The 12,995-nt window shown below is 73.1% G+C and carries 12 protein-coding genes and 1 pseudogene; 10 read left to right on the forward strand and 3 right to left on the reverse strand.

The annotated features are described in order from the left end of the window. The first annotated feature begins 30 nt into the window (after nucleotides 1–30). Together JFN87_RS19890 and JFN87_RS19895 are read left to right on the forward strand one after the other, a co-directional pair. Nucleotides 31–774 carry a GntR family transcriptional regulator gene (locus JFN87_RS19890; RefSeq protein ID WP_209341818.1) on the forward strand — a complete coding sequence of 248 codons (744 nt, stop codon included), beginning with the start codon at nucleotides 31–33 and terminating at the stop codon, nucleotides 772–774. A gap of 184 nt (nucleotides 775–958) precedes the next feature. After that, nucleotides 959–1,612 (forward strand): putative DNA-mimic protein, encoded by a 654-nt coding sequence (locus JFN87_RS19895; protein WP_209341819.1) that lies wholly within the window; start codon nucleotides 959–961, stop codon nucleotides 1,610–1,612. Between the two features lie 58 nt (nucleotides 1,613–1,670). Here the strand turns inward: JFN87_RS19895 and JFN87_RS19900 are convergent, their stop codons facing one another. Continuing rightward, a complete protein-coding gene (locus JFN87_RS19900) occupies nucleotides 1,671–2,972 on the reverse strand; it encodes an MFS transporter (protein ID WP_209341820.1) in 1,302 nt (433 codons plus the stop codon). Between the two features lie 72 nt (nucleotides 2,973–3,044). Here JFN87_RS19900 and JFN87_RS19905 point away from each other — a divergent pair, with 72 nt between their 5' ends. Beyond that, complete coding sequence (locus JFN87_RS19905; RefSeq protein ID WP_245180536.1) at nucleotides 3,045–3,803, forward strand: DeoR/GlpR family DNA-binding transcription regulator; 759 nt, start codon at nucleotides 3,045–3,047, stop codon at nucleotides 3,801–3,803. 57 nt (nucleotides 3,804–3,860) lie between these two features. Here JFN87_RS19905 and JFN87_RS34375 read toward each other — a convergent pair whose 3' ends face one another. Both JFN87_RS34375 and JFN87_RS19915 read right to left on the reverse strand, forming a co-directional pair. Then, nucleotides 3,861–5,351: a S8/S53 family peptidase gene (locus JFN87_RS34375; RefSeq protein ID WP_209341822.1), complete on the reverse strand. Its 1,491-nt coding sequence runs from the start codon at nucleotides 5,349–5,351 to the stop codon at nucleotides 3,861–3,863. 390 nt (nucleotides 5,352–5,741) lie between these two features. After that, on the reverse strand, nucleotides 5,742–6,599 hold the full coding sequence (locus tag JFN87_RS19915; RefSeq protein ID WP_307865521.1) for an SLATT domain-containing protein: 858 nt from the start codon (nucleotides 6,597–6,599) through the stop codon (nucleotides 5,742–5,744). A 436-nt stretch (nucleotides 6,600–7,035) separates the two neighbouring features. On the opposite strand from JFN87_RS19915, the gene JFN87_RS19920 reads away from it, so the two are divergent. The 7 genes and pseudogenes from JFN87_RS19920 to JFN87_RS33740 all read left to right on the forward strand — a co-directional run. After that, nucleotides 7,036–7,371, forward strand: a complete 336-nt coding sequence (locus JFN87_RS19920) for a YbaB/EbfC family nucleoid-associated protein (protein WP_078849467.1) — start codon at nucleotides 7,036–7,038, stop codon at nucleotides 7,369–7,371. A 150-nt stretch (nucleotides 7,372–7,521) separates the two neighbouring features. After that, nucleotides 7,522–8,121 carry a recombination mediator RecR gene (gene recR, locus JFN87_RS19925; protein ID WP_209341823.1) on the forward strand — a complete coding sequence of 200 codons (600 nt, stop codon included), beginning with the start codon at nucleotides 7,522–7,524 and terminating at the stop codon, nucleotides 8,119–8,121. Beyond that, complete coding sequence (locus tag JFN87_RS19930) at nucleotides 8,114–8,776, forward strand: DUF5063 domain-containing protein (protein WP_209341824.1); 663 nt, start codon at nucleotides 8,114–8,116, stop codon at nucleotides 8,774–8,776. Before recR ends, JFN87_RS19930 begins: the two co-directional genes overlap by 8 nt. A 297-nt stretch (nucleotides 8,777–9,073) precedes the next feature. Then, nucleotides 9,074–10,345, forward strand: coding sequence for an aspartate kinase (locus JFN87_RS19935; RefSeq protein ID WP_209341826.1), 1,272 nt, complete (start codon nucleotides 9,074–9,076; stop codon nucleotides 10,343–10,345). Nucleotides 10,346–10,388: 43 nt separating this feature from the next. Continuing rightward, the gene (locus JFN87_RS19940; protein ID WP_209341828.1) at nucleotides 10,389–11,444 is read left to right on the forward strand and encodes an aspartate-semialdehyde dehydrogenase; all 1,056 of its coding nucleotides are present in this window, start codon (nucleotides 10,389–10,391) and stop codon (nucleotides 11,442–11,444) included. A 398-nt stretch (nucleotides 11,445–11,842) separates the two neighbouring features. Beyond that, nucleotides 11,843–12,547 (forward strand): SigE family RNA polymerase sigma factor, encoded by a 705-nt coding sequence (locus JFN87_RS19945; RefSeq protein WP_209341830.1) that lies wholly within the window; start codon nucleotides 11,843–11,845, stop codon nucleotides 12,545–12,547. A gap of 19 nt (nucleotides 12,548–12,566) precedes the next feature. After that, nucleotides 12,567–12,995: pseudogene (locus JFN87_RS33740) on the forward strand (hypothetical protein); the annotation flags it as partial.

Here is a 12,995-nt window from a genome sequence, read left to right on the forward strand (position 1 = left end):
CGCGTACGTACGAGGGGACGCACACCGACCATGCCTGACAGCGCAGCCGTCACACGCCACACGCTGCGGCAGCAGATCGCGGACGCGCTGCGCGACGAGATACTGGCCGGCCGGCTGCTGCCGGGGCGCGAGTTCACCGTCAGGACGATCGCCGAGCAGTACGGGGTCTCCGCGACGCCCGTGCGGGAGGCCCTCGTCGACCTCTCGGCGCAGGGGCTGCTCGACTCGGACCAGCACAAGGGGTTCCGGGTGCACAGCTTCTCCCTCGCGGACTTCCGGGAGATGGTCGAGGCGCGGGGGCTGCTGGAGGACGGCTTCTTCAGGAAGCTGGAGCTGACGCTGCCGGGCGCGGCCGACTGCCCGGTGCTCGGCCCCGCCGCCCCGAAGGCGGGCGCCCTGGTGTCCGTGCGGCGGCGGGCCCAGGAGGCGGCGCGCGCGGCCCGGGCGGGCGACGTGGCGATACTGATCGGGTACGACCTGCGGTTCTGGCGCGAACTCGGCGGTCTCGGGGACAACCGTTACGTGTCGGAGTTCCTTGACCGGATGCGGGTGAAGTCGTGGGTGTTCGCCGTGCCGTTCCTGCGGGACGACGCCCAGGCGCACCGGTGGCTGTGGAGCGGGCACGAGGAGGTGGTGGCCGCGGTGGCCGCGGGGGACGCGGGGAGGAGCAGGACGCTGATCGGGCAGTACAACGACCATTTACTGAAGTGGGCCGACTCCCTGGTGAAGTCGTCGGCGGAGCCCAAGGGCGCGTCGGCCGGCGGGACGGCGTGAGGGGCACGGCGTGAGGCGGACGGCGTGACGGGCTCGGCGTGAGGGGCACGGCGCCAGGGTCACGGCGTGAGGCCGGCGCGCGCCGCGCTCTTCGCGTCCCGGTCGCGGCGCCTTACGCTGGCCTGACCATCGCCCACGTCCCCGGCGGATCCCGGAGCGGGAACCGCCTGAGAGCGAGTACCTGTTGGCCTGTGACCTGTGGTTGGTGCCCCTTGTCGACGTGCTGTGCCACAGCCCCGACACCCCCTTCTCCGAGGAGATCGCCGTCTATGACAGGGCGCTGGGGGAGGCCGGGCTGCCGCCCGTGCCCGTCTTCGCCTACATGCCCGGCCTGTCGGGGGACGTCGCCCCGGCGGCCGGGTTCGACTACGACGCCCTGCACCTGCTGCGGCGCGCGTACCTGCTCCAGGTGTGCGGGCTCGCGCTGACGCCGGTCGGCGAACTGGGCAGCGACTACGAGCAGTTGCTGGAGATGTTCGAGTCGACGGCCCAGCAGTCGCATCTGGTGTGGCACTTCGACCACGCGGGCGCGTACGTGCCGGTGGACTTCCCCGCGCCCCTGTCCAACGACCAACTGCTCGAAGGCGGCGGGCCGCTCGGCTCGACGCAGGGGCTGCTGCGGGAGCTGGAGCTGGTCGCCCCGTCGATCGGCATCGACCCGAGGAACCCGCCCCCGGCGCCGCTGCCGCCCGCCGCCCCGACGACGCTCGAGGAGCGGGCGACGACGGGCGGCGGGGACGGCGGAGGCCCGTTCGAGCGGGAGCGGCACGTGTGGCTCGGCCTGCACGCGGCGGCGACGAAGAGCCTCGGCCAGGGGTCGATGATCGTCTTCAGCTGAGCGCCCGCTTCGGCCGGCCGTCGGCTCGGCCGAGCCGAGCGCCCGCCTCGGCCGGCCGTCAGCCGACGGTGGTCCCGTCGCCGCGGCGCTGCTCCGTCGTGCTGCCGGGCAGCGAGCCGTGTGGACCCGGTGTCAGGACCGGGTCCACACGGGTCCGCAGGATCCGCGCTGCCGCCGCCGCGACCGCACAGAGCAGTACGGGGACGAGGAACGCCGCGTTCAGCGGCACGTAACGCGTGAGCGCGCCGATCAGGGCGGGGCCCGCGAGCATCCCGAGGTAGCCGAGTCCCGCCACGCGCGAGACGTTGGCGCCGGCGGCCTCGCGGTCCGCGTGCCCGGCCGCGCTGAACAGCTGCGGGACCGTTCCTGACAGGCCGATCCCGAAGACGGCCCAGCCGGCGAGGGCCAGCGGGATCCACGGCGAGAGCGCCACGGCGGCCAGGCCGACGGTCGCGAGCCCGGCGCCGTACCTGACGACCGCGACGGAGCCGATGCGGCCCGCGACGCGGTCGGTGAGCAGGCGTCCCACGGTCATGGCGGTGGCGAACGCGCCGTAGGCGAACGCGGCGGTGGAGGCGGGAGCGTCGAGGACGTCACGCAGGTCGAGGGCGCTCCAGTCGTTGGCGACGCCCTCGCAGAGCATGAGCATGAAGGCGAGCAGGGCGAGGGCCCAGATCCGGGGCGGCACGGGGCGCCGGCCGCGCTTGCCTGTGCCGTCCTTGCCGTCCTTGCCGTCCTCGTCCGCCAGGGCCTCGTCCGCCAGTGCCCCGTCCCCCGTCTCGCCGGCGCCCCGCTCGCGGGGCAGCAGCGTGGGCGCGATCACCAGCGCCACCAGCACGCCGAAGGCGCCCATGCCTGTCAGGGTGGCGGGGACGCTCCAGCCCCAGCTGATGGTGCGCGCGCCGACCAGGGACGCGAGGACGCCGCCGAGCGAGAAGACGGCGTGGAAGGCGGACATGATCGGGCGCGGGTAGCGGTGCTCGACCTGCACGGCATGGGTGTTCATGGAGACGTCGAGGCAGCCGTTGCAGAAGCCGAGCACGAGCAGGGCCGCGCCGAGCGCCCACGCGCCGGTGGCGACGCCGGGCAGGACGAGCGAGGCACCCAGCAGCACGCCGCTCGCCGGCACGACCGCGCGCGACCCGAACCGGTCGGCGAGCGGCCCGGCGAGCCGCATCCCCACGAAGGCGCCGGCGCCGAGCACGAGCAGCAGCCGGCCGAGCACGGCGTGGCTGATGCCCGCACGCTGCTCGATGGCGGGGATGTGGACGACCCACATGCCGAGCACGAACCCGTTGAGGCCGAAGTAGGTGAAGGTGGCGAGGCGGGCGAGGCGGAGAGTGCGCGGCGGGCTCGTCATGGGATGAACGTATCGCACATCGTGAGTGTTCCAAACTGGCATTATTGAACACCGGCAATGTTCAATAGGGGGATGATGAACCGGCTGAGGCAGGTCGCGGACGCGGTGCGGGCGGCGGGCGAGATGAGCGTCGCCGACCTCGCGGAGCTCACGGGCGCGTCCGAGATGACGGTACGGCGCGACCTGGAGACGCTGGCCGAGCAGGGCGTGCTGGAGAGGTACAGGGGCGGGGCGCGGAGCCTGCTGCTGCGCGGCGAGGAGACGCCGTTCGCCCTGCGCGCGGACGAGGGCCTCGACCTGAAGCGCCGCATCGCGGCCGAGGTGGCCGGGCTCGTCGCGGACGGCGAGGCGGTGGTGGTGGACGGCGGGACGACGTGCCGCGAGGTGGCGCGTGCGCTGCGCGGGCGGCGGCTCACGGTGATGCCGCTGTCCCTGCACACGGCGAACGCGCTGGTCGGCGGCGCGGGCCTGACGCTGTTGCTGCCGGGCGGCGAGGCGCGGCCCGGCGAGCTGGGGCTCGTGGGCCCGCTGGCCGAGGCGTCGCTGGCGGCGCTGCGGTTCGACACGGCGGTCATCGGCTGCTGCGGGCTGACGGTCGCGGACGGCCTGACCGCGTACGACCTGGCGGAGGCGGCGGTCAAACGCGCGGCGATGCGGTCCGCGAGACGCGTGATCGCGGTGGCGGAGGGCACGAAGCTGACGCGCACGGCCCTGGCCCACGTGGGGCCGACGACGGCGCTCGACGTGGTGGTGACGGACGGGACGGCCCCGGCGCCGGAACTCACGGCCCTTGAGGCGGCGGGCACGACGGTACGTCTGGTCGACCCGTAAACCGGACGGGACGGCCACCCCGCGCGGGGTGGCCGTCCCGTCCGGGGCGCGGCCGCCTCAGAAGGCGGCGAGTCCGCGCGGTACGCCGAGACCCGTGGGGCCGTCCCAGCCCCGTCCCGCCTGGCACATCCGGTCGCCGAAGTCGGTCAGCGGCTTGTGCTGTGCTGTCTCCCAGGCCGCCGAGCAGTGGCCGTCGGTGCCGCTGTACACCGGAGGGATGAGGTTGGCGCCCGAGGTGATGTCGGAGAACGCGCGGGACGGCGCCCGGTAGAGGGTGTTGGGGCCGTGCACGTCGCGCAGGTGGCCACCCGCCGCGTACATGCCCGCGATCTGCGGCGCGGACAGGCTCGTCCCCGCCATCACGAGCCAGCCGGCGTCCTTGGAGTCGTCCGCGGAGTCGTCCGCGGGCCGGTAGGAGTCGTACATGGCGATGTTCTCGGCGACCGCCGACACGTCGGTGCTCGCCCGCGAGCCCTCGCACAGCCGCGAAACCGCCGCCGGCTGCCCCTCAGGGGGCGTGACGCCGGGCGTGCACCCCGAACCTGCCTGCGCCCACGCCCCCTGGGCATAGCGGTGCCCCTGCTTGACGAGCGTGGTGCCGCCGGCGGACGTCACCGTGGGCAGCGCCTGCGGCCACACCGCGGCGCTGCCGGTGAAGCCGCCCGCGGTGGTGACCGTGGCGGAGTCGCCGTTCCCGTTGAACCCGACGTCCCCTGAGCCCGCGGTGATCGCCACCCCGCGGTGGTCGAGCGCCTCGGCGATCGGGCCGTGCAGCATGCGCTCGTCGCCCGGCATGGCGTACGAGATGCTGACGGCGTCCGCCCCCGCGGCGATCGCGGAGCGCACCGCCGTGGCGAAGGCGCCGGCGTACCGCTCGTAGCCGCTGGCCTTGTGGGTGTCCGTCGGGCCCTGGCCGAACGGGATCTGCACCTCGAGCAGGCGGCAGGACGGGCACGTCACGGAGGCCATCTCCGCGTCGGCGGAGGTCTCGATGGCCAGGGCCTGCGCCTTCTGCTTGTCGGCGTCCGTGGCGGGCGGCGGCAGCGCGGGGCCGCCGCGGTAGTCCATCTGGCGCAGGCAGCCGTTGGCCGCCGTGCAGGCGGGCAGGCCGTACTGGCTGCGGTAGGTGGCGAGGTCACCGGCCAGCTTGGGGTCGGGGCCCACATTGATCATGGCGACGGTGCCGTGGTGCGGGGAGTGCGCGGGAAGGTGGTACGCGGCCCGCAGATCGTCCGCTCCCCAGCCGAGGGGCCTGCCGCCGCGCGGCACGCCGTGCGATCCGCGGCCGGTGGTGACGGTCCTCGCCTCGCAGCCGAAGGCGGCGAGCGCGCCGCTGCCGCAGACGGGTTCGCCGGCGCCGCGGGCCGTCGGTAGCACGGACGCGGACGGGGACGTCGAGGCGGACGCGGGCGTCGAGGCGGACGGGGACGTCGCGGCGGACGCGGGCGGCCCCGTCAGGGCCGTCAGGGCCAGGCAGGCGATGCCGGTGAGCGCGAACGCCGGACTGCTCCGCCGCCGCGGCGAGCGGCGCACGAGAGGGTTCCTCACGGAAGGGTCCCTTCACTGAAGGCCGGTGCCGGTGGTCGCTCCGGCGCCGGCGCTCGAACGGTGAACACCATGAAGGCTTCCGCGCCCGAGCGGCGGACACATCAGTGATCCGTCATCGGATGCCCATGACAAATGGCACGGGCGTGACCGGGTCCGGCAGCCGCGCTGCCGCTGCGTCGGCGGCACGGGCCGCACTGCGGACGGCGCCCCCGCGGGGCCACCCCGCGGGCCCCAGCGGGGCCTGTGGCAGTCGTCTGCCGGGCGGTTACCGAAGCCTGCGTATCCCGGTGGCCTGGTAGGCAAGCCGTGCGCCCGAGCGACCCGGTCGCGGCGGGCAGAGAGCGCGGGCCCCGCGGGCCCGACCCCGCAGAGCCGCCGCGCCCCGCACGGCTACCGCGGCTCCGGGGGGCGCTGGCGGGGCATGTTGGGGCGTGCCCCCGGCGTGAGGGAACGCGGGGGCGGCGCCGGGCGCTCGCCGCGGGGCGCGGGCGCCGACTGCAGCAGCATCGCGCCCGTACCGACGCCCCCGCGGAACTCGACCATCCAGTCCGCGGTCTCGGCCCTGACCAGCTCCGTCATGTCCTCGCAGAACCGCCGCAGCACCCCGAGGCAGCGCTCGGCCGCCTCGCTCGCCGTGCCCTCCGTAGGCCCGAGCACCTCGCGCACCGACTCGGCCGCCCAGTCGAACTGGAGCGTCTGGAGACGCCGTTGGACGGCCTGCGCGGTCGCCACGTGCCGCATCCAGCCCGACGTCACGCCGAAGTACCGGTCGCACGCCAGGCACGCGCCGCCCAGCAGCAGCGCCACGCACCCCCAGCTCGCCGCGCCGGGCGCGCTGCCCGTCAGGTCGAGCAGGGGGAGCGCCACGCCCGTGACCGCGCCGAGCGCCGTGCCGCCGCGCAGCGCGCGTGCGGCGAGCCTGCGGCGCACGCGGTCCGCCAGGTACCAGCGCACCGTGCGCAGCGCGCCGCTCTCGACCCACCGGTACAGCTCGTTCAGGCGCGCCGCCGGCTCGCCCCAGTCGCCCAGCGGGAACGGGCCGCCGACCAGGTCGTCCCGTGCGGAATCCCCGCTTCCGGCACTGCCGCCGCCCGTACCGGCGCCGCCCGTACCGCCGTCACCCGCGCTGCCCGTACCGCCCGCGCTGCCCGCGCCACCGTCGCCGGCGCCGCCGGCCTCCGTACCCGCGGCGTCCGCGAACTCGTCCTCCCGGCCTGACCCTCCGGGCTGCATCTCCGGCTGGCTCACCGGGGCACTCCTTTAGCGGTTCGAGGGATCCAGACGCTGGATTCCGCCTGGACTTCGCGCGCGACCCGAATACCGCTACCGCACGCGCCGCCCGGCGCGGTCCCGCACGCGAGTACGCGGTCCCGCACGCGAGTACGGGCTCCGCACGTCGTACCGCACGTCATGACGTGCGGCGAGCGGTGCGCACAGGGCACGGGCGCGGCGTACGCGGGTCACGCGACGTGGCGCATCGCACTTTCCTACCGCCGAACGGAGGGCGTGGCGCACCGATTCCGGGGAACTTCCCCCGCAGGAGGCGTGTGATCAGGTAAAGGAGCGCGCCCGTTCCCACCCGTCATCACTCGAAAGAGTTGGTTCCCATGGGTGGAGCGAGGTGCCGTGGGAGCACGTAGGCTCGCCTCACAGGATTGTTGTCGTCGAAATGCCAGGAGTGACCGTGATTCCCGGTGGTGGTCAGCCGAACATGCAGGAGCTGCTCCAGCAGGCCCAGAAGATGCAGCAGGACCTAGCGCAGGCGCAGGAGGAGCTGGCGGCGACCGAGGTCGAGGGCCAGTCGGGCGGTGGCCTCGTGAAGGCCGTGGTCAACGGCTCCGGCGAGCTGAAGGGCCTGGTCATCGATCCGAAGGCCGTCGACCCCGAGGACACGGAGACGCTCGCCGACCTCGTGCTCGCGGCGGTCCAGGCGGCCAACGACAACGCGCACCAGCTCCAGCAGCAGAAGCTCGGGCCGCTCGCGCAGGGCCTCGGGGGGATGCCGGGGCTGTCGCTCTGAGGCAGGGATCCCTGGCTCTCCGATCCCCTGGTCGCGGACCTGACGTCGGCCTTACCGGGGATTCGCCAGGGTGTACTGGCGAAGGCACGAACGCGGGCACGTAAGCAGGCGCGAACGCAGGCACGAACGCAGGCACAAGGAAGGCATCCGTTGTACGAAGGCGTGGTTCAGGACCTCATCGACGAGCTGGGCAGGCTGCCGGGCGTCGGTCCCAAGAGCGCGCAGCGGATCGCCTTCCACATCCTCCAGGCCGAGCCGACGGACGTGCGCCGCCTCGCCCACGCGCTCCTGGAGGTCAAGGACAAGGTCAGGTTCTGCTCCGTGTGCGGCAACGTCGCGCAGGAGGAGCAGTGCGGGATCTGCCGGGACGCGCGCCGCGACCCGGCGGTGATCTGCGTGGTCGAGGAGCCGAAGGACGTCGTCGCCATCGAGCGCACCCGCGAGTTCCGCGGGAAGTACCACGTGCTCGGGGGCGCGATCAGCCCCATCGAGGGGGTCGGCCCCGACGATCTCAGGATCCGCGAGCTGCTCGCGCGCCTCGCGGACGGAGCGGTCGGCGAGCTGATCCTCGCGACCGACCCCAACCTGGAGGGCGAGGCCACGGCCACGTACCTCGCGCGCATGATCAAGCCCATGGGGCTCAGCGTCACGCGCCTGGCCAGCGGTCTGCCCGTCGGGGGAGACCTGGAATACGCCGACGAGGTCACGCTCGGGCGTGCCTTCGAGGGGAGGAGACTGCTCGATGTCTGACGCAACGCTGCACGCAGGCCACCAGGACCCGGACGACTTCGTGGTCCAGATCGCCGACCAGATCGAGAGCTTCATCGTCGCGGTCACCGAGGTCGCCAAGGGCGACGAGCCGGACAGCGCGGTGCCGTTCCTGCTGCTCGAGTTCTCCCAGCTGCTGCTGGCGGGCGGGCGGCTCGGAGCGCACGAGGACATCGTCCCCGACGAGCGGTACGAGCCGGACCTCGGTCCCGAGCCGGACGTGGACGAGCTGCGCGAGCGGTTCGCCGTCCTGCTCGACCCGGTCGACGTGTACTCGGAGGTCTTCGAGCCGTACGAGCCCCGCAAGGCGCCCGTACCGTCCCGCATCTCGGACGACATCGCGGGCGTCGTGACGGACCTGCGGCACGGCCTGGCGCACTACCGGGCGGGCCGCGTCACCGAGGCGCTGTGGTGGTGGCAGTTCTCGTACTTCACGAGCTGGGGCTCCACGGCCTCGGCGACCCTGCGCGCGCTGCAGTCCCTGGTCGCCCACGTCCGCATGGACCAGCCGCTGCCCGCCCTCGACGGCCTGGACACCGACCAGGACCTGACGACGGAGGACGACGCACTCGCGGAGGAGGCCGGCCAGGTCATGGCGGAGGAGATCGCGGGCCCGCTGGGGCTGCGCGGCGCGTAAGACCGCGCGTCGCGGCGCGCACGGCCGCTCCTCGCGGCGCGTACGGCGCACAAGGGCACGTCGGGCGCGCGCGGCGCGTGGACCGCGCCCCGGCCGCGCCCGGACATTCCTGTGAAGTGGGTTACCTTCGGCGTGGCTCGGCCCATCCGGGGCATGCATCCATGCCGAGTGGCCGCCGCGGCCCTCCGGTTGGTCACGTCGTGAGCGAGTCGTCTCGCCAGGTGATATGTCCGGAGTGTCGTCCAGCCGCTCGCTAGACTGAGACGACCGCACCAACGGAATGAGCGAGGAGCGCACGTGGGCCTTGTCGTGCAGAAGTACGGAGGCTCCTCCGTAGCCGATGCCGAAGGCATCAAGCGGGTCGCCAAGCGGATCGTCGATGCCAAGAAGACGGGCCACCAAGTGGTCGTCGTGGTATCGGCGATGGGCGACACCACGGACGAGTTGATCGATCTCGCCGGGCAGGTATCACCGATTCCTTCCGGGCGTGAATTCGACATGCTGCTGACCGCCGGGGAGCGGATCTCCATGGCCCTGCTGGCCATGGCGATCAAGAACCTGGGCCACGAGGCCCAGTCCTTCACCGGCAGCCAGGCGGGTGTCATCACCGACTCCGTCCACAACAAAGCGCGCATCATCGATGTCACGCCGGGGCGCATCCGCACCGCGCTCGACGAGGGCAACATCGCGATCGTCGCCGGGTTCCAGGGCGTGTCCCAGGAGAAGAAGGACATCACCACGCTGGGCCGAGGCGGCTCCGACACCACCGCCGTCGCCCTCGCCGCCGCGCTCAACGCCGAGGTCTGCGAGATCTACACGGACGTCGACGGCGTGTTCACCGCCGACCCGCGCGTGGTCAAGAAGGCCAGGAAGATCGACCGGATCTCCTTCGAGGACATGCTGGAGCTCGCCAGCTCCGGCTCCAAGGTGCTGCTGCACCGCTGCGTCGAGTACGCACGCCGCTACAACATCCCGATCCACGTACGCTCGTCCTTCTCCGGACTCCAGGGCACGTGGGTCAGCAACGAACCACAAGGGGACCGCACGGTGGAGCAGGCCATCATCTCCGGTGTCGCCCACGACACCTCCGAGGCGAAGATCACGGTCGTCGGCGTGCCCGACAAGCCGGGCGAGGCGGCGCAGATCTTCCGGGCGATCGCGGACAACCAGATCAACATCGACATGGTCGTGCAGAACGTGTCGGCCGCGTCCACGGGCCTGACGGACATCTCGTTCACCCTGCCCAAGGCCGAGGGCCGCAAGGCGATCGACGCACTGGAGAAGACCAAGGCGGTCGTCGACTACGACTCGCTGCGCTACGACGACCAGATCGCGAAGATCTCGCTGGTCGGGGCCGGCATGAAGACCAACCCCGGCGTCACGGCGGGGTTCTTCGAGGCGCTGTCGGACGCGGGTGTGAACATCGAGCTCATCTCGACCTCCGAGATCCGCATCTCGGTCGTCACGCGCGCCGACGAGGTCGAGCAGGCGGTGCGCGCCGTGCACACGGCGTTCGGGCTCGACACCGACTCGGACGAGGCCGTGGTGTACGGGGGCACCGGCCGATGACCGGCCGCGGCACCCGCGCCCGCGCGTACGGAGACCGCCGCCGATGACCGGGCGGCCGACGCTCGCGGTCGTCGGTGCGACCGGGGGCGTCGGCGCGGTGATGCTCCAGATCCTGTCCCAGCACGCGGACGTCTGGGGCGACATCAAGCTGCTCGCGTCGCCGCGCACGGCGGGCACCAAGCTCTCCGTGCGCGGCGTGGAGACCGAGGTCGAGGCGCTCACCGAGGAGGCGCTGCGCGGCGTGGACGTCGCCGTGTTCCTCGTGCCCGACGACGTGGCCGCGCGGTGGGCGCCGCTCGCCGCGGCCGGCGGCACCGTGGTCGTGGACGGCTCCGGCGCGTTCAGGGGCGACCCCGAGGTGCCGCTCGTCGTGCCCGAGGTCAACGCGCACGCCGCGCGCACCCGTCCGCGCTCCATCGTCGCGAGCCCCGGCTGCACGACGCTGTCGCTGATCGTCGCGGTCGGCGCGCTGCACGCGGAGTTCGGGCTGCGCGAACTCGTCGTCTCGTCGTACGAGGCCGTCAGCGCGGAGGGCCAGGAGGGTGTCGACGCGCTGCGCCGGCAGACGGCGCTCGTCGCGAACACCAAGCTGGGCACGCACCCGGGCGACGTACGGCGCGCGGTCGGCGAGGCGACGGGCCCTTTCCCCGCGCCGCTCGCGCTCAACGTGGTGCCGTGGTCGGGCGCGCTGCGCGAGGACGGCTGGTCGTCCGAGGAGATGGGGATCAGGGCGGAGACCCGCAAGATCCTCGGCCTGGCCGACCTGCCGGTGACGGCGACGTGCGTCCGCGTCCCCGTCGTCACCGCCCACTCCGCGTCCGTGCACGCGCGCTTCGAGCAGGAGATCACCGTCGAGCGCGCGCACGAGACGCTGGCGACGGCGCCCGGCGTGGTGCTGTTCGACAACCCGGCGGCCGGCGACTTCCCGACGCCGGCGGACGTGGTGGGCACGGACCCCACATGGGTGGGCCGGGTACGCAGGACGCTCGACGACCCGCGCGGGCTCGAACTGTTCGTCTGCGGCGACAACCTGCGCAAGGGCGCGGCGCTCAACAGCGCGCAGATCGCGGAGGCGATCGCGGCGGAGCTGAGCGCCTGACGGAGGGTGGCGCGCGCCTGTTGGGGCAGCGCCGGCCTGTCGGGGCGGCGTCCGCCCGTCACGCGTGCCCGGCAAATCGTCCGGAGTGGACAAACTGCCTGAATCGCCCGCCCGATAAGCGAAATGGTGTGTCCAACTTGTGAACGTCCCGTGAGTAATCCCCGGTTCTGTACCCCTTGAACTGGGGCATCGCCGTGTCGGAGTATGCAGGTCCGACTTTCTGTGTGAGTCCCGCAACCGCTGGTCCTCCCCGGGACGTCTACACCGTCACCCTTGTCAGGCGACGGCCGAAACCGGGGCATCGGGGGAGAGTGGGGACGCATGGTGTCAAGTGGGACGGCGTCAGAAGCGGTGGATCGCGCGTACAACCCTGCCGGGGGGCAGAGTGTCCAACAAGCGTGGCAGAGGTACTCGACTTCCCGGCGATCGGCCCGCTCAGGGGCGCGGCGATACGCCCTGCCCGCAGGCCGAGAAGCGCGGCGGCCGGCGGGCTGCCGGTGATCGCCCCCATACCCGCCGTGCCGGGGGTGCGTGGAGCGCCACGGGCGGACGGCGGACGGACGGCTGTGGCGGGTGCCACGGGCGAGGGCGCTGACGACGCGATGGCTGTGGGCACCACCGTCGACCACCTCACCGAGACCTACCAGGCGCACTACCGCTCGCTGCTCGGTCTTGCCGCGCTGCTCCTCGACGACACGGCCTCGTGCGAGGACGTCGTGCAGGAGGCGTTCATCCGCGTCCACTCGGCGCGCAACCGGGTGCGCGAGCCGGAGAAGACGCTCGCGTACCTGCGCCAGACGGTCGTCAACCTGTCGCGTTCCGCGCTGCGGCGCCGCATCCTCGGGCTCAAGCTGCTCTCGAAGCCGATGCCCGACATGGCGAGCGCCGAGGAGGGCGCGTACGACCAGCTGGAGCGCGACGCGCTGATCAAGGCGATGCGCGGACTCCAGCGACGGCAGCGCGAGGTGCTCGTGCTGCGCTACTTCGCGGACATGACGGAAGCCCAGGTGGCCAAGACGCTGGGAATATCCCTGGGTTCCGTGAAGGCGTACGGCTCCCGGGGCATCGCGGCGCTCAGGATTGCCATGGAGGCCACGGCATGAGGCGGCGGGGAACGGGATCGTGAGCAAGGATCCGGAGAACGAGCGGAACACGTCGGGTGCGGAGCGACCCGACGAGGAGCGGCCCGGCGCCGCACCGGCCGACGAGACGCAGGCCGACGACGGCCTCGACCTGCGGCGGCTGCTGCTCACCGCCGTCGAGGACCTGGAACCCTCGGACGGCGCACTCGACCACCTGCGCAAGGCGGTCCCGGAGCGGCGCGCCAGGAAGCGGCAGGCGCTGGTCGGCGTCGCCGCCGCGGCCCTGCTCTTCGGGACGGCCGTGCCGGCGTTCCTGCACGTCGCGGGTGCGGCCGACGGGTCAGGACACCGAACGGTCAGCGCCGGGCACGACGAGAGCACCCCGCCGCGCACACGCCCCAACGGAGGCCGCTCGTTCGACGCCGGCCGGGACGCTGGGGGCGTCCCGGGGGCGCGCACGCCCGGACGC

This window comes from Streptomyces montanisoli (assembly GCF_017813245.1).
In the GTDB taxonomy this organism is placed as follows: Bacteria; Actinomycetota; Actinomycetes; order Streptomycetales; family Streptomycetaceae; genus Streptomyces; species Streptomyces montanisoli.